Source organism: Oceaniglobus roseus, assembly GCF_002869745.1.
Classification (GTDB): Bacteria; Pseudomonadota; Alphaproteobacteria; order Rhodobacterales; family Rhodobacteraceae; genus Oceaniglobus; species Oceaniglobus roseus.
This window is the reverse complement of sequence record NZ_PNOS01000001.1, coordinates 305,722-324,324: the sequence shown is the minus strand read 5'-3', so window position 1 is coordinate 324,324 and position 18,603 is coordinate 305,722. Positions and strand designations below refer to the sequence as shown.

General features: G+C 66.0%; 21 protein-coding genes. 2 read left to right on the top strand and 19 right to left on the bottom strand.

Annotated features, from left to right (window positions below; translation table 11 throughout):
* Window position 1: 1 nt before the first annotated feature.
* The 3 genes from rplN to rpmC form a co-directional block, all read right to left on the bottom strand.
* Window positions 2–370, bottom strand: a complete 369-nt coding sequence (gene rplN / locus A7B20_RS01565; RefSeq protein WP_102106777.1) for a 50S ribosomal protein L14 — start codon at window positions 368–370, stop codon at window positions 2–4.
* Between the two features lie 67 nt (window positions 371–437).
* Window positions 438–674, bottom strand: coding sequence for a 30S ribosomal protein S17 (gene rpsQ / locus A7B20_RS01560; protein WP_102106776.1), 237 nt, complete (start codon window positions 672–674; stop codon window positions 438–440).
* A gap of 4 nt (window positions 675–678) precedes the next feature.
* Window positions 679–888, bottom strand: a complete 210-nt coding sequence (gene rpmC / locus A7B20_RS01555; RefSeq protein WP_102106775.1) for a 50S ribosomal protein L29 — start codon at window positions 886–888, stop codon at window positions 679–681.
* A gap of 215 nt (window positions 889–1,103) precedes the next feature.
* Between rpmC and A7B20_RS01550 the strand changes: the two genes are divergently transcribed.
* On the top strand, window positions 1,104–1,865 hold the full coding sequence (locus tag A7B20_RS01550) for a lysozyme family protein (RefSeq protein WP_245866454.1): 762 nt from the start codon (window positions 1,104–1,106) through the stop codon (window positions 1,863–1,865).
* 37 nt (window positions 1,866–1,902) lie between these two features.
* On the opposite strand, the gene A7B20_RS01545 is transcribed toward A7B20_RS01550, so the two are convergent.
* Entirely contained in the window at window positions 1,903–2,523 is a 621-nt protein-coding gene (locus A7B20_RS01545) for a 2OG-Fe(II) oxygenase family protein (RefSeq protein ID WP_102106774.1), read from the bottom strand.
* Between the two features lie 117 nt (window positions 2,524–2,640).
* Between A7B20_RS01545 and A7B20_RS01540 the strand changes: the two genes are divergently transcribed.
* Entirely contained in the window at window positions 2,641–3,369 is a 729-nt protein-coding gene (locus tag A7B20_RS01540; protein ID WP_102106773.1) for a SpoIIAA family protein, read from the top strand.
* A 134-nt stretch (window positions 3,370–3,503) separates the two neighbouring features.
* On the opposite strand, the gene rplP is transcribed toward A7B20_RS01540, so the two are convergent.
* The 15 genes from rplP to rpoC all read right to left on the bottom strand — a co-directional run bounded on the left by rplP (window position 3,504) and on the right by rpoC (window position 18,601).
* Window positions 3,504–3,917, bottom strand: coding sequence for a 50S ribosomal protein L16 (rplP, locus tag A7B20_RS01535; protein WP_102106772.1), 414 nt, complete (start codon window positions 3,915–3,917; stop codon window positions 3,504–3,506).
* Window positions 3,918–3,929: 12 nt separating this feature from the next.
* Window positions 3,930–4,637 (bottom strand): 30S ribosomal protein S3, encoded by a 708-nt coding sequence (gene rpsC / locus A7B20_RS01530; RefSeq protein WP_102106771.1) that lies wholly within the window; start codon window positions 4,635–4,637, stop codon window positions 3,930–3,932.
* Window positions 4,637–5,017, bottom strand: a complete 381-nt coding sequence (gene rplV / locus A7B20_RS01525) for a 50S ribosomal protein L22 (RefSeq protein WP_102106770.1) — start codon at window positions 5,015–5,017, stop codon at window positions 4,637–4,639. Before rplV ends, rpsC begins: the two co-directional genes overlap by 1 nt.
* A complete protein-coding gene (gene rpsS / locus A7B20_RS01520) occupies window positions 5,014–5,292 on the bottom strand; it encodes a 30S ribosomal protein S19 (RefSeq protein ID WP_102106769.1) in 279 nt (92 codons plus the stop codon). Before rpsS ends, rplV begins: the two co-directional genes overlap by 4 nt.
* 3 nt (window positions 5,293–5,295) lie before the next feature.
* Entirely contained in the window at window positions 5,296–6,138 is an 843-nt protein-coding gene (gene rplB / locus A7B20_RS01515) for a 50S ribosomal protein L2 (RefSeq protein WP_102106768.1), read from the bottom strand.
* Between the two features lie 186 nt (window positions 6,139–6,324).
* Window positions 6,325–6,621, bottom strand: a complete 297-nt coding sequence (locus A7B20_RS01510; RefSeq protein ID WP_102106767.1) for a 50S ribosomal protein L23 — start codon at window positions 6,619–6,621, stop codon at window positions 6,325–6,327.
* Window positions 6,618–7,238, bottom strand: coding sequence for a 50S ribosomal protein L4 (gene rplD, locus A7B20_RS01505; RefSeq protein ID WP_102106766.1), 621 nt, complete (start codon window positions 7,236–7,238; stop codon window positions 6,618–6,620). Before rplD ends, A7B20_RS01510 begins: the two co-directional genes overlap by 4 nt.
* The gene (rplC, locus tag A7B20_RS01500; RefSeq protein ID WP_102106765.1) at window positions 7,235–8,116 is read right to left on the bottom strand and encodes a 50S ribosomal protein L3; all 882 of its coding nucleotides are present in this window, start codon (window positions 8,114–8,116) and stop codon (window positions 7,235–7,237) included. The genes rplD and rplC overlap by 4 nt, the downstream gene beginning before the upstream one ends.
* Window positions 8,117–8,130: 14 nt before the next feature.
* On the bottom strand, window positions 8,131–8,442 hold the full coding sequence (rpsJ, locus tag A7B20_RS01495) for a 30S ribosomal protein S10 (protein WP_099826123.1): 312 nt from the start codon (window positions 8,440–8,442) through the stop codon (window positions 8,131–8,133).
* Window positions 8,443–8,590: 148 nt separating this feature from the next.
* Complete coding sequence (tuf, locus tag A7B20_RS01490; RefSeq protein ID WP_102106749.1) at window positions 8,591–9,766, bottom strand: elongation factor Tu; 1,176 nt, start codon at window positions 9,764–9,766, stop codon at window positions 8,591–8,593.
* Between the two features lie 86 nt (window positions 9,767–9,852).
* Window positions 9,853–11,976 carry an elongation factor G gene (fusA, locus tag A7B20_RS01485; RefSeq protein ID WP_102106764.1) on the bottom strand — a complete coding sequence of 708 codons (2,124 nt, stop codon included), beginning with the start codon at window positions 11,974–11,976 and terminating at the stop codon, window positions 9,853–9,855.
* 74 nt (window positions 11,977–12,050) lie between these two features.
* Window positions 12,051–12,521 carry a 30S ribosomal protein S7 gene (rpsG, locus tag A7B20_RS01480; RefSeq protein WP_102106763.1) on the bottom strand — a complete coding sequence of 157 codons (471 nt, stop codon included), beginning with the start codon at window positions 12,519–12,521 and terminating at the stop codon, window positions 12,051–12,053.
* A gap of 90 nt (window positions 12,522–12,611) precedes the next feature.
* The gene (rpsL, locus tag A7B20_RS01475; protein WP_102106762.1) at window positions 12,612–12,983 is read right to left on the bottom strand and encodes a 30S ribosomal protein S12; all 372 of its coding nucleotides are present in this window, start codon (window positions 12,981–12,983) and stop codon (window positions 12,612–12,614) included.
* Between the two features lie 302 nt (window positions 12,984–13,285).
* Window positions 13,286–14,182 (bottom strand): DMT family transporter, encoded by an 897-nt coding sequence (locus tag A7B20_RS01470; RefSeq protein ID WP_102106761.1) that lies wholly within the window; start codon window positions 14,180–14,182, stop codon window positions 13,286–13,288.
* 174 nt (window positions 14,183–14,356) lie between these two features.
* Window positions 14,357–18,601, bottom strand: a complete 4,245-nt coding sequence (rpoC, locus tag A7B20_RS01465; RefSeq protein WP_102106760.1) for a DNA-directed RNA polymerase subunit beta' — start codon at window positions 18,599–18,601, stop codon at window positions 14,357–14,359.
* Window positions 18,602–18,603: the final 2 nt, after the last annotated feature.

Below are 18,603 nucleotides of genomic sequence, written 5' to 3'. Positions count from 1 at the left end.
GTTACAGAACCTCCGGAGCCAGCGAGATGATCTTCATGAAGGCCTTGGCGCGCAGCTCGCGCACCACGGGCCCGAAGATGCGGGTGCCGACGGGTTCGTTGTTGTTGTTGAGGATGACGGCGGCGTTCCGGTCGAAGCGGATCGCGGTGCCGTCCTCGCGGAAGACTTCCTTGGCGGTGCGCACGACGACGGCCTTGCGCACGTCGCCCTTCTTCACGCGGCCGCGCGGAATGGCTTCCTTGACCGAGACGACGATGATGTCGCCCACGGAAGCATACCGGCGGTGCGAACCGCCGAGCACCTTGATGCACTGCACCCGGCGTGCGCCGGAGTTGTCAGCGACATCCAGGTTGGTCTGCATCTGGATCATGTGGTTTCTCCTGACCTTTGGGGGGCTTGGTTAGCCTTCTCCCCATGGTTTCGATCAAACCGGGGTGTCACGCCTGGTCGGCGATGACCTCCCAGCGTTTTGTCTTCGACACGGGCGCACATTCCTGGATGCGGACCACATCGCCGGTCTTGAAGGTGTTCTCGGGGTCGTGGGCCCGGTACTTCTTCGACTTCCGGATCGTCTTCTTCAGAACCGGGTGGGTGAAGCGGCGCTCGACCGAAACGGTGACGGTCTGCTGGTTGGCATCGCTGGTCACGGTGCCCTGGAGGATACGCTTGGGCATGGTCTCAGGCCTCCGACTTGGCCGCTTCGGCGGCTTTCTGGTTCAGAACGGTCATCACTCGGGCCACGTTGCGGCGCACGACGCGCATGCGGGCGGTATTCTCGAGCTGGCTGGTGGCCTGCTGGAAGCGGAGGTTGAACGCCTCCTTCTTCAGGCTGGCGAGCTGGTCCTTCAGCTCGTCCGGGGTCTTGTCGCGCAGTTCAGCGGCGTCCATCGCCGTCTCCTTTCAACATCACTGGAGGGCCCCTGTGCAGATCGTGCCGGGTCACCCTGATTCCGGTGGAGGTCATGATGAGGCGCCCGCATAACGCCCGAAGGACCCGGACGCAAGCCCCATGGGGGTCTTCGCGGCAAATAACCGGGGATTCGCCGTTGTTGACGGGGGCACGCTAACGGTTTGGCAAGGAAATGCCGGCGATAACCGCCCCCATGACGGCGAAACGGAACGAGAACGGGATGCGGACCCTCGCGATATTGCTCGGGATCTTCCTTGCGGTCGGAGCCGGGGCGGCGCGGGCGGAAGCGGTAAGCCTGCTTGGCGCGGACGGCCTCTTCACCCCGGCCCGCGCATTGATCGAGGTCCGAAAGGAAGCCCCCGCGCGGCGCGGCGTGGCGAGCCTCTTCGCCGATCGCGAGGCCGGCGGCTTCTTCGCGCCCCTCCTCCGGCCCGAGCAGGCGGAGTTGCCAGCCCGCGGCTCGGGCCCCCTCCGCGGCAGCCGTGTGGAACGTCTCCGCGAGGTGATCGGCTGGGCCGAATCGCGGCGTCACGGCTATGACGCGGTGCAGTACGGCGCCCGTATCAAACCGGACAGGCCGCCGACCCGGATGACCCTGGGCGAGATCTTCGCCTGGATCGAGGACACGCCGGGCCAGCCCCACGCCATCGGCAAGTTCCAGTTCATTCCCGCCACCCTGGCGCGGCTGGTGCGTCGGCTCGATCTGTCGGCCGACACCCTGTTCACGCCCGCGGTGCAGGACCGGCTGGCCGACGAGCTGCTGGCGGAGGCCGGATTCCACGCGGCCAGCGCCGGAGACCTGGCGCGGCACGACTTCATGCAGAACCTGGCGAAGATCTGGGCGGGGCTGCCCCTGTCGAGCGGCAAATCCTACTACGACGGCTATGCGGGCAATGCCGCGTCGATGACCTGGGCGCAGTTCGACCGGGAGATGGCGAAGCTGTTCCCGGGCTAGGCTGCGCTGCCCGCCGCGCACCGACGTCCGGTGCGGCTCAGCCCCAGCCGTAATTGAAGCTGACGCTGATGCGGTCGTCCTCGGCCATGTTCATCGGGACCTCGTGGCGCAGCCAGGATTCCCAGAGCAGCACATCCCCAACGTCCGGCGCGACATAGACGAACTGCTGCAGCGCCCGGTCGGCGGTCTTCTTGCGCCCCGGCGCGGCCATCATCATCGCCAGCCGAGGATCCTCGAACCGGATCGCACTGGTGCCCTTCGGCATCGCCACGTAGGTCGTCCCGCTGATCACCGAATGGGGGTGGATGTGGGCCGTGTGGATACCGCCCTCGGGGAGGATGTTGATCCAGAGCGAATCGAGCGTGACCTTCTTGTCGCCGAGATCGAAAGCCAGATCCTTGACGAAGGCCGCAACGTGCTTGTCCAGCACCTTGACCAGGTCCTTGAAGATCGAGAACCGCCAGGGAAGGTCGGTCAGCGAGGCATAGGAGGTGTAGCCCGGGAAATCGTTCTCGTCGCACCAGGCCTGTCCCGCCTCGTCGTCCTCGGCGATGGAGAGGCACGACGCCTCCAGCTCGGCCGGGTCGATGGGCTTGCCGAACTCGGAGAGCGGCGCGCGGTAGAGACGGGTGACGAAGAGGGAATCGATCTGGGACATGGGCAGCAGCTTTAGCCGAGCGCCGCGGCCATGGCGAGAGGTGCGCTTGCTCTGGATCAAGGCGCTGCCATCGCAGTGGCGCAGGATGGTCCCGCATGAACATCGCGGAGGCCTGCCATGATCGAAGTCACACCGTCCCCGACCGAGGGAACCCTCGAAATCCGGTATTCCGGCACAATATCCGAGGAGGATTATACCAGGGCTCTGATCCCCGCCCTCGACGCCGCCATGGCCGAGCACCCGAGGCTGCGGCTCCTGGTCCGCATGGAAAGCGGCTTCGGCGATTTCACCCTCGGCGCGCTGTTCGAGGACTCGCGGTTCGGTCTCAAGCACTGGCGCGGCTTCGACCGGGTCGCCATCGTCGCCGATCCCGGCGGCATGACGCGCGCCATCCGCGCCTTCAGCGTGTTCTTCCCCTGCCCCGTCATGGTCTTTCCGCTGGCCGGAGAAGACGATGCCCGACGCTGGCTGAGCGAGTCCCTCGGGAGCATCCACCAGACCGACCTTGGCGAAGGCATGCTCCACGTGCAGCTTCTGGGCAAGCTCGACGCCGCGGTCTATGCCGCGGAGGAAGAGGATCTGAACGCCTTCATCCGGGCCCACGACCGTTTCCGACTGCTGCTGGACCTGCGCCAGTTCGACGGCTGGCAGGGGCTCGGCGCCCTCGGCGAGCGTCTCAGGCTGGTCCGGGATCACCGGATGCTGGTCGACAAGCTGGCCATCGTCCGGTCGGGCGCCGTCGCGAAGATGGCCGAGCGGCTGGCCTCCACCTTCTTCAACGCCGAGGTGAAGCACTTCGACAACGAGGAGTTCGAGGACGCGCGGGCCTGGCTGGCCGCGGACTGACACCACCCCGACCGCCTTGCGCAGGGCGGGGTTCCACCCCACCTGAACCGCGCCCGCAAAAGCGAAAGACCCCCGCCGTTCTCACGGCAGGGGCCAGGATTTCCGCAGGCTGATGCTTCATCCCACTCGGACCGTCACCAGTCCTCGCGGACCACGGTGCGGGTCTTGATCGGCAGCTTCATCGCCGCGAGGCGCAGGGCCTCGCGGGCGACGGCATCGGTCACGCCGTCGAGCTCGAACATGATCCGGCCCGGCTTGACCTTGGCGGCCCAGTAATCGACCGAACCCTTACCCTTACCCATCCGAACCTCGACGGGCTTCGACGTCACCGGCAGGTCCGGGAAGATCCGGATCCAGACCCGGCCCTGACGCTTCATGTGGCGCGTCATGGCCCGGCGGGCGGCTTCGATCTGCCGGGCGGTGATCCGCTCGGGCTCGACCGCCTTCAGGCCGTAGGTGCCGAAGGAGAGGTCCGATCCGCCCTTTGCATCGCCGTGGATACGGCCCTTGTGCATCTTGCGGAACTTCGTGCGCTTTGGTTGCAGCATTGGATCTACTCCTTACCGGCGGCCGCCGGCGCCACGGGGCGCGGGACCTTCCTGAAGCTCGCTCATCCGGCGGTCGTGGGCCGAAGGATCGTGCTCCATGATTTCGCCTTTGAAGATCCAGACCTTGATGCCGATGATGCCATAGGCGGTCTGGGCCTCGTAATGGGCGTAGTCGATGTCGGCGCGCAGGGTGTGCAGCGGCACGCGGCCCTCACGGTACCATTCGGTCCGCGCGATCTCGGCACCGCCGAGACGTCCCGCGAGGTTCACCCGGATCCCGAGCGAGCCCATGCGCATGGCGTTCTGCACCGCGCGCTTCATGGCGCGGCCGAACGACACCCGGCGCTCGAGCTGCTGCGCGATGCTTTCGGCCACCAGGGCGGCGTCCAGCTCGGGCTTGCGCACCTCGACGATGTTCAGGTGCAGCTCGGACTTGGTCATCGCGGCCAGCTTCTTGCGAAGCGTCTCGATGTCCGCGCCCTTCTTGCCGATGATCACGCCCGGACGGGCGGTGTGCACCGTGACGCGGCACTTCTTGTGCGGACGCTCGATGATGATCTTCGACACGCCGGCCTGGGCGCACTCCTTCTTGATGAACTTGCGCATGCGCAGGTCCTCGAGCAGCAGGTTGCCGTAGTCCTTGGTGTCTGCGTACCAGCGGCTGTCCCAGGTCCGGTTGACCTGAAGGCGCATGCCGATCGGATTTACCTTCTGTCCCATCAGGCTTGCTCCTCAACTTGGCGGACCTTGATCGTGAGCTCGGCGAAGGGCTTCACGATGCGGCCGAAGCGACCGCGGGCGCGCGGGCGGCCGCGCTTCATCGTCATGTTCTTGCCGACCCAGGCCTCGGCCACGATCAGCTCGTCCACGTCGAGGTTGTGGTTGTTCTCGGCGTTGGCGATGGCGGACTGAAGGCACTTCTTCACGTCCACGGCGATCCGCTTCTTCGAGAAGGTCAGGTCGGACAGGGCCTTCTCCACCTTCTTGCCGCGGATCATCGCGGCGACGAGGTTTAGCTTCTGGGGGCTGATCCGCAGCATGCGGGCCTTTGCCAGGGCTTCGTTGTCCGCCACGCGGCGGGGGTTCTTTTCCGTGCTCATTTGCGCTTCGCCTTCTTGTCGGCGGCGTGACCGTAATAGGTCCGGGTCGGCGAGTACTCACCGAACTTCTGGCCGATCATCTCCTCGGTCACGGAGACCGGGACATGCTTCTTGCCATTGTAGACGCCAAAGGTGAGGCCCACGAACTGGGGCAGGATGGTCGAGCGGCGCGACCAGATCTTGATCACTTCCTTGCGGCCCGACTCACGGGATTTTTCGGCCTTCTTGAGGACGTGCGCGTCGACAAAAGGGCCCTTCCAAACGGAACGCGTCATGGATTAGCGTCCTTTCTTCCTGGCGTGGCGCGAGCGGACGATCAGCTTCTGCGACGCTTTGTTCCTGTTGCGGGTCTTCGCACCCTTGGTCGGCTTGCCCCACGGGGTGACCGGGTGACGGCCGCCCGAGGTCCGACCCTCACCACCGCCGTGCGGGTGGTCGATCGGGTTCATCACGACGCCGCGGACCGAGGGACGCTTGCCGTAGTGGCGGTTGCGCCCGGCCTTGCCGAGGTTCTGGTTGCTGTTGTCGGGGTTCGACACGGCACCGACCGTCGCCATGCACTCCTGCCGCACGAGGCGGAGCTCGCCGGACGAGAGGCGGATCTGCGCATAGCCGCCATCGCGGCCGACGAACTGGGCGTAGGTGCCCGCGGCGCGCGCGATCTGGCCGCCCTTGCCGGGCTTCATCTCGATGTTGTGGACGATCGTGCCGATCGGCATGCCCGAGAACGGCATCGCGTTGCCCGGCTTGATGTCGACCTTCTGGCCCGCGATCACGGTATCGCCGATCCCCAGACGCTGAGGCGCCAGGATATAGGCCTGCTCGCCGTCGTCGTAGGAGACGAGCGCGATGAACGCCGTGCGGTTGGGGTCATATTCGATGCGGATGACCGTGGCGGTCATGTCCATCTTGGTCCGCTTGAAATCGACGATCCGGTAGAGACGCTTCGCGCCCCCGCCCTTGCGCCGCATCGTGATCCGTCCGGTATTGTTCCGGCCGCCGTTCTTGGTCAAACCCTCGGTGAGGGCCTTGACCGGGCGTCCTTTCCAAAGCTCCGAACGGTCGATCAGCACCAGCCCACGCTGGCCCGGCGTCGTCGGCTTATACGACTTGAGTGCCATGCTTTCTGTCTTCCGTTTGCTTTGCGGTCCCCTTGCGGGACCCGTCTGTTTGAAGGGCCCCGAAGGTCCCCGGCGAGGCGGATGGGTGAATCACCCATCCTGCGGGACGGTCATCGCCTGTCGGCGGTGTCGTCCAAAAAATCCGGCCCCGGACGGCGCCCGGGGCCAAAGCGATGCGGTCTGTTATTAGAGACCGGTGGTGACGTCAATCGTGTTGCCCTCTTCGAGGGTCACATAGGCCTTCTTGACGTCCTTGCGGCGGCCGGGCTGGCCGCGGAACTTCTTCACCTTGCCCTTGGTGATGGTCGTGTTCACGGCCTTCACCTTGACACCGAAGAGGTTCTCCACCGCGTCCTTGATCTGCGGCTTGTTGGCGTCCATCGCCACCTCGAACACCACCGCGCCCGATTCGGACGCCATGGTGGCCTTCTCGGTGATGACCGGCTTGCGGATCACGTCGTAGTGTTCGGGTTTCGCGCTCATTTCAGGCGAGCCTCCAGTGCTTCGACACCCGCCTTCGTGATCACCAGGGTGTCACGCTTGAGGATGTCATAGACGTTCGCGCCCATGCTCGGCAGGACGTCCAGACCGTCGATGTTGGCGGCGGCCTTGGCGAAGTTCTCGTTCACCGTGGCGCCGTCGATGATCAGCGCGCGCTTCCAGCCCAGGGCCTTGATCTGCTTCGCGAGCATCCCGGTCTTGGCCTCGGACATCATCGCGTCGTCGAGGATGACTAGCGAGCCGGTCGCGGCCTTCGAGGACAGCGCGTGCTTCAGCCCGAGCTTGCGGAACTTCTTCGTCAGCTCGTGGCCGTGGCTGCGCGGGGTCGGACCCTTGTAGATGCCGCCCTTGCGGAAGATCGGCGCGTTGCGGTCACCGTGGCGTGCGCCGCCGGTGCCCTTCTGGCGATAGATCTTCTTCGTCGAGTACGACGTCTCGCTGCGGGTCTTCACCTTGTGGGTGCCCTGCTGCGCGTTGTTGCGCTGCCAGCGGACCACGCGGTGCAGGATGTCGGCACGCGGCTCCAGACCGTAGATCTCGTCGTCGAGATCGGCCGATCCGGCGCTGCCGCCGTCCAGTTTGATCACGTCGAGTTTCATTGGTCGCCTTCCTTCTTCTCGTCCAGAGACTCGCTCTGGTCAGCGGCGTCGGCCTTGTCGGCTTCGATCTCGGCCTCGGCTTCCTTCAGCGCGGCTTCCTCGGCGGCGGCTTCCTCGGCCAGGCGGGCCTCTTCGGCGGCGCGGGCTTCGGCTTCGGCGGCCTCGGCGGCCTCACGGGCCAGACGCTCGGCTTCCTCGGCGGCGGACTTCAGCGCGGCGGGGTAGATCACGCCTTCGGGCGTCGGCTTCTTGACCGCGTCCTTGATCGTGACCCAGCCGCCCTTGGAGCCCGGCACCGCACCCTTGACCATGATCAGGCCGCGATCGGCGTCGGTGCGCACGACCTGCAGGTTCTGCGTGGTCACGCGGGCGGCGCCCATGTGGCCGGCCATCTTCTTGCCCTTGAACACCTTGCCGGGGTCCTGGCACTGGCCGGTGGAGCCGTGGGAGCGGTGGCTGATCGACACGCCGTGCGACGCCCGGAGGCCGCCGAAGTTGTGCCGCTTCATCGCACCGGCGAAGCCCTTGCCGATCGAGGTGCCCGCCACGTCGACGAACTGGCCCTCGAAGTAGTGGTTCGCGGTGATCTCCTCGCCCACGTCGATCATGTTCTCGGCGGCGACGCGGAATTCCGCGATCTTCCGCTTCGGCTCGACCTTCGCCAGCGCGAAGTGGCCGCGCATGGCCTTTGTGGTCCGCTTGGCCTTGGCCGTGCCCGCGCCGAGCTGGACGGCGGTGTAGCCGTCACGCTCGACCGTGCGCTGAGCGACGACCTGAAGCGAATCGAGCTGGAGGACGGTCACGGGAACCTGCTTCCCGTCTTCCAGGAACAGCCGGGTCATCCCGACCTTCTTTGCAATAACGCCAGAGCGCAACATTTCGGGTGCCCTCCTCAGACCTTGATCTCGACGTCGACGCCGGCGGCGAGGTCGAGCTTCATCAGCGCGTCCACGGTCTGCGGAGTCGGATCGACGATGTCGAGCAGCCGCTTGTGGGTGCGGATCTCGAACTGATCGCGGGATTTCTTGTCGACGTGGGGACCACGCAGAACGGTGAACTTCTCGATCTTGTTCGGCAGGGGGATCGGGCCGCGCACCTGCGCGCCGGTCCGCTTCGCGGTGTTCACGATTTCCTGCGTGCTGGCATCCAGCACGCGGTAATCGAACGCCTTGAGCCGAATGCGAATGTTTTGGCTGGCTGCCATGTCAATTGCCTTTCGCGGCTTAGCGGTTGAGAGGTGGGGCCCCCGTCATTGGTGGCGCCACGTCGAACCGGACGTCTTCGGTTTGCGGCAGGGGCAGCGCCCTGCCGCGAAGGCAGGATGGGTGATGTCACCCATCCTGCGGGAAGGTTCACTCGACGATCTTCGACACCACGCCGGCGCCGACGGTGCGGCCGCCTTCGCGGATCGCGAAGCGCAGGCCCTGCTCCATCGCGATCGGCGCGATCAGCTCGACCCCGAACGACACGTTGTCGCCCGGCATCACCATCTCGGTGCCTTCGGCCAGCTGGACCATCCCGGTCACGTCCGTCGTGCGGAAGTAGAACTGCGGGCGGTAGTTCGCGAAGAACGGCGTGTGGCGGCCGCCTTCCTCCTTGGTCAGGATATAGGCCTCGGCCTCGAACTTCGTGTGCGGCGTCACCGAGCCCGGCTTCGCCAGGACCTGGCCGCGCTCCACGCCGTCACGGTCGATGCCGCGCAGCAGCGCGCCGATGTTGTCGCCCGCCTCGCCGCGCTCGAGCAGCTTCTTGAACATCTCGACGCCGGTGCAGGTCGTCTTGCGGGTGGTGCGGATGCCCACGATCTCCAGTTCGTCGCCCACGGTCACGACGCCGCGCTCGATCCGGCCGGTCACCACGGTGCCGCGGCCCGAGATCGAGAACACGCCCTCGACCGGCATCAGGAACGGCTGGTCCACCGCCCGCTCGGGGGTCGGGATGAACTCGTCCACCGCCGCCATCAGCTTGCGGATCGCCTGCTCGCCGATCTCCGGATCGGTGCCGTTCATCGCCGCCAGCGCCGAGCCCGGGATCACCGGGATGTCGTCGCCCGGGTACTCGTAGGACGACAGAAGCTCGCGGATCTCCATCTCGACCAGCTCGAGCAGTTCCGGATCGTCCACCTGGTCGACCTTGTTCATGAACACGACCATGGTCGGGATCCCGACCTGGCGGCCCAGCAGGATGTGCTCGCGCGTCTGCGGCATCGGGCCGTCGGCGGCGTTCACCACCAGGATCGCGCCGTCCATCTGCGCGGCACCGGTGATCATGTTCTTCACGTAGTCGGCGTGGCCGGGGCAGTCGACGTGGGCATAGTGCCGGTTCTCGGTCTCGTACTCCACGTGGGCGGTCGAGATCGTGATCCCGCGGGCCTTCTCTTCCGGCGCGCCGTCGATCTGGTCATAGGCCCGGAACTCGCCGAAGTACTTGGTGATCGCCGCCGTCAGCGTCGTCTTGCCGTGGTCAACGTGACCGATCGTGCCGATGTTGACGTGCGGTTTCGTCCGTTCGAATTTTGCCTTTGCCATGGTGTGGCTCCTTCAATTTGTGCGGGTGCCGGGCTGTTGCCCGGCCTACGGTGGCGGGTAGGCCGGGCAACAGCCCGGCACCCCCGTCAGGCGAATTTCGCCTGGATCTCTTCGCTGATGTTCTGCGGCACCGGCTCGTAGTGGTCGAACTGCATGGTGAAGTTCGCCCGGCCCGAGGACATGGAGCGCAGGGTGTTGATGTAGCCGAACATGTTGGCCAGCGGCACGAAGCAGTCGATCGCGATGGCGTTGCCGCGCGTGTCCTGCCCCTGCACCTGACCGCGACGCGAGGTCAGGTCGCCGATGATGCCGCCGGTATATTCCTCCGGGGTCACGACCTCGACCTTCATGATCGGCTCCAGCAGCTTGGCGCCGGCCTTCTTCAGACCCTCACGCATGCACATCCGCGAGGCGATCTCGAAGGCGAGAACCGAGGAGTCCACGTCGTGGAACTTGCCGTCCAGCAGCGCCACCTTGAAGTCGATGACCGGGAAGCCCGCCAGCGGACCGGAGTCCATGACCGACTTGATGCCCTTCTCGACGCCCGGGATGTATTCCTTCGGAACCGCACCGCCGACGATCTTGCTTTCGAACGAATAGCCCTCGCCCGGCTCGGTCGGCGACAGCGCCAGCTTGACCTCGGCGAACTGGCCCGACCCACCCGACTGCTTCTTGTGAGTGTAGGTGTGCTCGATCGCGCGGCCGATGGTCTCGCGGTAGGCCACCTGGGGGGCGCCGATGTTGGCTTCGACCTTGAACTCGCGCTTCAGGCGGTCGACGAGGATGTCGAGGTGAAGTTCGCCCATGCCCTTCATGATCGTCTGGCCCGACTCGATGTCGGTCTCGACGCGGAAGGACGGATCCTCGGCGGCAAGCCGCTGCAGACCCATGGACATCTTCTCCTGGTCGGCCTTCGTCTTCGGCTCGACGGCGATCTCGATCACCGGCTCGGGGAAGGTCATCGTTTCCAGCACGACCGGATCCTGCGGATCGCAGAGCGTGTCGCCGGTGGTGGTGCCCTTCAGGCCCGCCAGCGCGATGATGTCGCCCGCGAAGGCTTCCGAGATCTCGTCCTGCTTGTTCGAGTGCATCATCACCATGCGGCCGATGCGCTCTTTCGAGCCCTTGGTCGAGTTCAGCAGGTTGTCGCCCTTGGCCAGCTTGCCCGAGTAGACGCGGGTGAAGGTCAGGGTGCCCATGTAGGGGTCGTTCATGATCTTGAACGCCAGGCCCGCGAACGGCATGTTGTCGTCCGCCCGGCGCGGGATGTTCCGCGTTTCGGTCTCGTCACCCGGCTTGAAGCCCATGTAGTCGACAACGTCGAGCGGGCTCGGCAGGTAGTCGATGACCGCGTTCAGCAGCGGCTGGACGCCCTTGTTCTTGAAGGCGGAGCCGCCCAGAACGGGAACGAAGTGCAGCTTCAGGGTGCCCGAGCGGATCAGCTTGCGCAGGGTGTCGACATCGGGCTCTTCGCCTTCGAGGTAGGCCATCATGGCCTCGTCGTCTTCCTCGACGGCGGCCTCGATCAGCTTGCCGCGCCACTCGTCGGCCTGCGCCTTCAGGTCGTCGCGGATCGGGTTCTTGACCCAGGACGCGCCCAGATCCTCGCCCTTCCAGACCCACTCTTCCATGGTCACGAGGTCGATGATGCCTTCCAGCTCGTTCTCGGCGCCGATCGGCAGCGCGACGGGAACGGCCCGGGCGCCGGTGCGGTTCTCGATCATGCGGACGCAGTTGAAGAAGTCGGCGCCGATCTTGTCCATCTTGTTGACGAAGACGATGCGCGGCACCTTGTAGCGGTCGGCCTGGCGCCACACGGTCTCGGTCTGGGGTTCGACACCGGCGTTGGCGTCGAGCACGCAGACGGCGCCGTCGAGCACGGCGAGCGAACGCTCGACCTCGATGGTGAAGTCCACGTGGCCCGGGGTGTCGATGATGTTCATCCGGTACTTCGTGTCGGAGGTGCCGTCCTTGGTCGGCTCTTCCTGACGCTGCCAGAAGGTGGTTGTCGCGGCGGAGGTGATGGTGATGCCACGCTCCTGCTCCTGCTCCATCCAGTCCATGGTCGCAGCACCGTCGTGCACTTCGCCGATGTTGTGCGACTTGCCGGTGTAGAACAGGATGCGCTCGGTGCAGGTGGTCTTGCCGGCGTCGATGTGCGCCATGATCCCGAAGTTACGGTAGCGCTGAAGGGGATAGTCGCGGGGCATCTGTCTGCTCCTGGAGAATGGTGTATCGGGTGCTGCAGGGCGCCGCGGACCGGCGCCCCGTCAGGGAATGTCTGTTACCAGCGGTAGTGGCTGAACGCCTTGTTGGCATCGGCCATCTTGTGGGTGTCCTCGCGCTTCTTCACGGCGGCGCCGCGGCCGTTGACGGCATCGGCCAGCTCGCCGGCCAGGCGCTCTTCCATGGTGTTCTCGTTGCGCTTCTTGCTGGCGTCGATCAGCCAGCGGATCGCCAGCGCCTCGCGGCGCTCGGGGCGGACCTCGACGGGCACCTGGTAGGTCGCACCGCCGACGCGGCGCGAGCGGACCTCGACCGACGGCTTGATGTTGTCGAGGCTCTCGTGGAAGACCTCGACCGGCGACTTCTTCAGCTTCGCCTCGATACGCTCGAAGGCGTTGTAGACGATGCGCTCGGCGACGGATTTCTTGCCGTCGACCATGAGGTTGTTCATGAACTTGGTCAGGACGCGGTCGCCGTACTTGGCGTCGGGCAGGACTTCGCGTTTTTCGGCTGCGTGGCGGCGGGACATTTCGGTAATCCTCGGATCTTGGACGGGACGGTGGGGTGAAACCCCACCCTACGGACGGATGTAGGGTGGGGTCCTACCCCACCCCGCCTCTTATTTCGGACGCTTGGCGCCGTACTTGGAACGGCGCTGCTTGCGGTTCTTCACACCCTGGGTGTCGAGGACACCGCGCAGGATGTGGTAGCGGACGCCGGGAAGGTCCTTCACCCGGCCGCCGCGGATCAGGACCACCGAGTGTTCCTGAAGGTTGTGCGATTCGCCGGGGATATAGGAGATGACCTCGAAGCCATTGGTCAGGCGCACCTTGGCGACCTTCCGCATGGCCGAGTTCGGCTTCTTCGGCGTGGTGGTGTAGACGCGCGTGCAGACGCCGCGCTTCTGCGGGCAGCCCTGCAGGTGCATGGACTTGGAGCTTCTGGTTTTCGCCTGCCGCGGCTTGCGGATCAGCTGTTGGATCGTTGGCATTCCGGTCTTATCCCCGTGTTGCAACACTTCTGTTCGCGCCCGGCACAAGGCGGGGCCAATTCGGTAGGGCGCGCGCCCCGGTGATCGTCTCGCGTCTTGCGCGTCCGCAAAAACGCAAAAACCGCTCTGCTCGCCCTTGCGGGGAACACGCGGTGGGTTTCCAGAGGATCGGGCCCTTCGGACCGGATCGTGACCACTTCAGTTCTGTGACGGAGCGGCAGCGGCTACGCATGGCCCACCCCAAGTGGGCGCCGTATAGAAGGAGTCGCGGGGGGTGTCAACAGCTCGGCCCGCCTCGCACCTCACAGCGGGCGCGGCGTGACGGCACGGCGGCGGACGCGGCCGAGGTGATGTTCGCGCAGCAGCGTGAAGATGCCCATGCCGACGACGATCGCCGCCCCGAGCAGGGTCAGCGGCGCGGGCCAGTCGCCGAAGACGACCAGCCCGAGAATCAGCGCCGCGACAAGGCTGGTGTAGCGGAAGGGCGCGATCACCCCGATCTCGCCCACGCGCATGGTCATCACGCTGCTGAGGTATCCCGCCACCACGAACAGCGAGGCCCCGGCAAGGTGCAGGGCCGTCGCGCCGTCCACCGCCTCCCAGGTCTCGAAGGCCGAGAAGGCGCCGACCGACAGCGTCACGCCGAGGGCGGTCAGCATGGCGACGGTGATCGAGGGCACCTCGCGCGACAGGCCCCGCGCGGCGATGTCGCGCAGGGTCACGCAGGCCACGGAGGCGAGCGCGTAGACCGAGTAGACGGTGAAGCCCTCGGTGCCGGGGCGCACGATCAGCAGCACGCCGAAGAAGCCGATGGCGATGGCCGAAAGCCTGCGCCAGCCCAGAGGGTCGCGGAAGACCAGGGCGCTGACGAGGGTCACGGAAAGCGGCAGCACCTGGAGGATCGCCGAGACGTTGGCGATCGGCATGTGGACCAGCGCGGTCATGAACAGCCAGGCCGCCGAGACCTCGGCGAAGGTGCGCACCAGGATCAGCCAGCGGTCGCGGGGCCGCGGCGGCAGGACGAGAACGCCCATGGCCGCGGCAAGCGCGACAAGCGCGGCTGTGGTGACGATGCCGCGCAGGAACAGCGCCTGGAACAGCCCGATCTCGCCGAGGATGATCTTCATGAAGGTGTCGTTGATGGTGAAGGCGACCATGCAGGTCATCATCAGCAGCGCGCCGCGCATGTTGTCGCTCATCCGAACCCCTCCGCTCCGGCCCCGTGACCGGGCGATAGCATTCCGCCCCGGCGGGCGACAGGCCATTCGCGCCGGAATGCCATACAATTTGCCCGGCTCGCCGGGAGGTCGCGGAAACGAAAAGGGGCCCCCGCAGCGGCGGGAGCCCCTCCTGTCCGGATACGGGATCCGGGCTTACTCTTCGCGGCTTTCCGGCGTCATCACCAGGCCGCTGTCGTACTCGTCGCCGGGCTCCATCTCCTGGATCGGCGCGGCCAGCGCCGCCGCGGCCTCGGCCTCGGCCTGGGCGGCCTTCAGCACCTTGAGGTCGCGCTCGGCGGCGATGCGGCGCACCTGCTGGGTCGCCCCGCCGGTGCCCGCCGGGATCAGGCGGCCGACGATGACGTTCTCCTTCAGGCCGACGAGCTTGTCGCGCTTGCCCTGCACCGAAGCCTCGGTCAGCACCCGCGTCGTCTCCTGAAACGAGGCCGCCGAGATGAAGCTGCGGGTCTGCAGCGACGCCTTGGTGATGCCGAGCAGGATCGGCTCGCCCGTCGCCGGACGGCCCCCCTTCAGCGCGGCACGGGCGTTGGCCTCGTCGAACTCGGCCTTGTCCACGTGCTCGCCCTTCAGAAGCGTGGTCTCCCCGCTGTCGAGGATCTCCCACTTCTGCAGCATCTGGCGCACGATCACCTCGATGTGCTTGTCGTTGATCTTCACGCCCTGCAGCCGGTAGACGTCCTGCACTTCGTCGATCATGTAGTCGGCCAGCGCCTCGACCCCCAGGACCGCAAGGATGTCGTGCGGTGCCGGGTTGCCGTCCATGATGTAGTCACCCTTCTGGACGAAGTCGCCTTCGGCCACCGGGATGTGCTTGCCTTTCGGCACCATGTATTCCACCGGCTCGCCTTCGCCTTCCGGCGGGACGATCGCGATGCGGCGCTTGTTCTTGTAGTCCTTGCCGAACTTAACGTAGCCGTCCTTCTCGGCGATGATCGCGTTGTCCTTCGGACGCCGCGCCTCGAAGAGTTCGGCCACGCGGGGCAGACCGCCGGTGATGTCCTTGGTCCGCGCGCCTTCGCGCGGGATGCGGGCCACCACGTCGCCGGCCTTGATCTCGGCCCCGTCCTCGACGGACAGGATCGCGTCGACCGACATCGGATAGGTCACCGGGTTGCCCTGCTCGTTGCGGACCGGCTCGCCGTCCTCGCCGACGATCAGGATCTCCGGCTTCAGCTCGTTGCCCTTGGGCGCCGAGCGCCAGTCGGTCACGATCTTCTGGGTCATGCCGGTGGCATCGTCCGTGTCGTCGCGCACCGAAAGCCCGGTGATGAGGTCCACGAACCGCGCCGTCCCCGCCTTCTCGGCGATGATCGGCAGGGTGTAGGGATCCCATTCGAACAGGCGGGCGCCCCGGACGACCTTCATGCCCTCGTCGACCAGGACCGTGGTGCCGTAGCCGAGCTTGAAGCTGGCCCGTTCCACGCCCTGCTCGTCGACGATCGCCAGCGTCATGTTGCGGCCCATGACGATCTGGTTGCCCGCGTCGTTCACCAGAAGGTTCGCGTTGCGGAACTCGATCGTGCCTTCCTGTCCGGCCTCCTGGAACGACGCCTGGCCACCCTGGGCCACGCCGCCGATGTGGAAGGTCCGCATGGTCAGCTGGGTGCCGGGTTCGCCGATGGACTGGGCGGCGATGATGCCGACCGCCTCGCCCTGGTTGACGAGCGTGCCGCGGGCCAGGTCACGGCCGTAGCACATGGCGCAGACGCCTTCCTCGGCCTCGCAGGTCAGCGGCGAGCGGATGCGGGCCGACTGAAGGCCGGAGCCCTCGATCATGTCCGCCTTGCGCTCGTCGATCAGCTCGTCCTTGGCGACCATCACCTCGTCGGTGCCGGGGCGCACCAGATCCTCGGCCGCGACACGGCCCAGGACCTTCTCCGCCAGGCTCGCCACGATCTCGCCGTCGTTGACCGCGGCCTGCGCGGTGACCGCACGCTCGGTGCCGCAGTCGTGCTCGCGCACGATGCAGTCCTGCGCCACGTCCACCAGACGGCGGGTCAGGTAGCCCGAGTTCGCCGTCTTCAGGGCGGTGTCCGACAGACCCTTCCGGGCGCCGTGGGTCGAGTTGAAGTACTCGAGCACGGTCAGGCCTTCCTTGAAGTTCGAGATGATCGGCGTCTCGATGATCTCGCCCGAGGGCTTGGCCATCAGGCCGCGCATCCCGCCAAGCTGCTTCATCTGCGTCACCGAACCCCGCGCACCGGAGTGGGCCATCATGTAGACCGAGTTCGGCTCGTTCTCGGCGCCGTTCTCGTCCACGCCCGCGGTCGAGATGTTGGCCATCATGGCCGCCGTCACCTTGTCGTTGCACTTCGACCAGGCGTCCACGACCTTGTTGTACTTCTCGCCCTGGGTGATCAGGCCGTCCATGTACTGCTGTTCGAAGTCCTTGACCTGCTCGCGGGTCTCCTCGACCAGCGGCCACTTCTCGTCGGGGATGACCATGTCGTCCTTGCCGAAGCTGATGCCGGCCTTGAACGCCTCCTTGAAGCCCATGGACATGATCTGGTCGCAGAAGATGACCGACTCCTTCTGGCCGCAGTAGCGGTAGACGGTGTCGATGACCTGCTGCACTTCCTTCTTGCGCAACAGGCGGTTGACCAGGTCGAACGGCGCCTTGGCGTTCAGCGGCAGGAGCGCGCCAAGCCGCACGCGGCCCGGCGTCGTCTCGAACCGCATCATCACCTCGTTGCCTTCCTCGTCGATCTGCGGAAGGCGGGCGGTGATCTTGGCGTGCAGGTGCACTTCGCCGGCGTCCAGCGCGTGCTGCACCTCGTCCACGTCGGCGAACATCATGCCCTCGCCCTTCATCCCCTCGCGCTGCATGGAGATGTAGTAGAGGCCAAGGATCATGTCCTGCGACGGCACGATGATGGGCGCGCCGTTCGCGGGGGACAGCACGTTGTTGGTCGACATCATCAGCACGCGCGCTTCCAGCTGGGCTTCCAGCGAGAGCGGAACGTGGACGGCCATCTGGTCACCGTCGAAGTCGGCGTTGAAGGCCGAGCAGACGAGCGGGTGCAGCTGGATCGCCTTGCCCTCGATCAGGATCGGCTCGAACGCCTGGATGCCCAGACGGTGCAGCGTCGGCGCACGGTTCAGCATCACCGGGTGCTCGCGGATCACCTCGTCGAGGATGTCCCAGACCTCGGGGCGCTCCTTCTCGACCAGCTTCTTCGCCTGCTTGACGGTCGAGCTGAGGCCCTTCGCCTCAAGCCGCGAGTAGATGAACGGCTTGAACAGCTCGAGCGCCATCTTCTTGGGCAGGCCGCACTGGTGCAGCTTCAGCTCCGGACCGGTCACGATGACCGACCGGCCCGAGAAGTCCACGCGCTTGCCCAGAAGGTTCTGGCGGAACCGGCCCTGCTTGCCCTTCAGCATGTCGGACAGCGACTTCAGCGGCCGCTTGTTGGCGCCGGTGATGACGCGGCCGCGGCGGCCGTTGTCGAAAAGGGCGTCGACCGACTCCTGCAGCATCCGCTTCTCGTTGCGGACGATGATGTCGGGCGCGCGCAGCTCGATCAGCCGCTTCAGGCGGTTGTTCCGGTTGATGACGCGGCGGTAGAGGTCGTTCAGGTCGGACGTGGCGAAGCGGCCGCCGTCCAGCGGCACCAGCGGGCGCAGCTCGGGCGGGATCACGGGGACGACCGTCAGGATCATCCACTCGGGGCGGTTGCCGGAGTCGAGGAAGGACTCCACGATCTTCAGCCGCTTGATGATCTTCTTCGGTTTCAGTTCGCCCGTGGCTTCCTTCAGCTCCTCGCGCAGCTTGTCGGCCTCGGCTTCGAGGTCGATCATCGCCAGCATCTCGCGGATCGCCTCTGCGCCGATGTTGGCGGTGAAGGCGTCCATGCCGTACTGGTCCTGGGCATCCATGAACTCTTCCTCGGTCAGCATCTGACCGTAGGTGAGATCGGTGAGGCCCGGCTCGATCACGACGTAGTTCTCGAAGTAGAGAACCCGCTCGAGGTCACGCAGGGTCATGTCCAGCATCAGGCCGATGCGGGAGGGCAGCGACTTCAGGAACCAGATGTGGGCGACGGGCGAGGCCAGCTCGATGTGGCCCATGCGCTCGCGACGGACCTTCTGCAGCGTCACCTCGACGCCGCATTTCTCGCAGACGACGCCGCGATACTTCATCCGCTTGTACTTGCCGCAGAGGCACTCGTAGTCCTTGATCGGCCCGAAGATGCGCGCGCAGAACAGGCCGTCGCGCTCGGGCTTGAACGTGCGGTAGTTGATGGTTTCCGGCTTCTTGATCTCGCCGAAGGACCACGAAAGGATCCGCTCGGGCGAGGCCAGCGAGATCTTGATCTCGTCGAAGGTCTTCGGAGCCGCCAGCGGGTTGAACGGGTTGGTGGTGAGTTCCTGGTTCATCT

Coding starts and splice junctions, on each gene's coding strand:
- A7B20_RS01550 (WP_245866454.1), top strand. CDS start 1,104: ATGACGGCGAAACGGAACGAGAACGGGATGCGGACCCTCGCGATATTG.
- A7B20_RS01510 (WP_102106767.1), bottom strand. CDS start 6,621: ATGAGCGCGAAACCCGAACACTACGACGTGATCCGCAAGCCGGTCATC.
- rpsL (WP_102106762.1), bottom strand. CDS start 12,983: ATGCCAACGATCCAACAGCTGATCCGCAAGCCGCGGCAGGCGAAAACC.
- rplC (WP_102106765.1), bottom strand. CDS start 8,116: ATGTTGCGCTCTGGCGTTATTGCAAAGAAGGTCGGGATGACCCGGCTG.
- rplP (WP_102106772.1), bottom strand. CDS start 3,917: ATGCTGCAACCAAAGCGCACGAAGTTCCGCAAGATGCACAAGGGCCGT.
- rplN (WP_102106777.1), bottom strand. CDS start 370: ATGATCCAGATGCAGACCAACCTGGATGTCGCTGACAACTCCGGCGCA.
- A7B20_RS01545 (WP_102106774.1), bottom strand. CDS start 2,523: ATGTCCCAGATCGATTCCCTCTTCGTCACCCGTCTCTACCGCGCGCCG.
- rpsG (WP_102106763.1), bottom strand. CDS start 12,521: ATGTCCCGCCGCCACGCAGCCGAAAAACGCGAAGTCCTGCCCGACGCC.
- fusA (WP_102106764.1), bottom strand. CDS start 11,976: ATGCCCCGCGACTATCCCCTTCAGCGCTACCGTAACTTCGGGATCATG.
- A7B20_RS01470 (WP_102106761.1), bottom strand. CDS start 14,182: ATGAGCGACAACATGCGCGGCGCGCTGCTGATGATGACCTGCATGGTC.
- rplB (WP_102106768.1), bottom strand. CDS start 6,138: ATGGCACTCAAGTCGTATAAGCCGACGACGCCGGGCCAGCGTGGGCTG.
- rpsQ (WP_102106776.1), bottom strand. CDS start 674: ATGCCCAAGCGTATCCTCCAGGGCACCGTGACCAGCGATGCCAACCAG.
- rpmC (WP_102106775.1), bottom strand. CDS start 888: ATGGACGCCGCTGAACTGCGCGACAAGACCCCGGACGAGCTGAAGGAC.
- rpsS (WP_102106769.1), bottom strand. CDS start 5,292: ATGACGCGTTCCGTTTGGAAGGGCCCTTTTGTCGACGCGCACGTCCTC.
- tuf (WP_102106749.1), bottom strand. CDS start 9,766: ATGGCAAAGGCAAAATTCGAACGGACGAAACCGCACGTCAACATCGGC.
- rpsC (WP_102106771.1), bottom strand. CDS start 4,637: ATGGGACAGAAGGTAAATCCGATCGGCATGCGCCTTCAGGTCAACCGG.
- rplV (WP_102106770.1), bottom strand. CDS start 5,017: ATGAGCACGGAAAAGAACCCCCGCCGCGTGGCGGACAACGAAGCCCTG.
- rpsJ (WP_099826123.1), bottom strand. CDS start 8,442: ATGGCAGCCAGCCAAAACATTCGCATTCGGCTCAAGGCGTTCGATTAC.
- rpoC (WP_102106760.1), bottom strand. CDS start 18,601: ATGAACCAGGAACTCACCACCAACCCGTTCAACCCGCTGGCGGCTCCG.
- A7B20_RS01540 (WP_102106773.1), top strand. CDS start 2,641: ATGATCGAAGTCACACCGTCCCCGACCGAGGGAACCCTCGAAATCCGG.
- rplD (WP_102106766.1), bottom strand. CDS start 7,238: ATGAAACTCGACGTGATCAAACTGGACGGCGGCAGCGCCGGATCGGCC.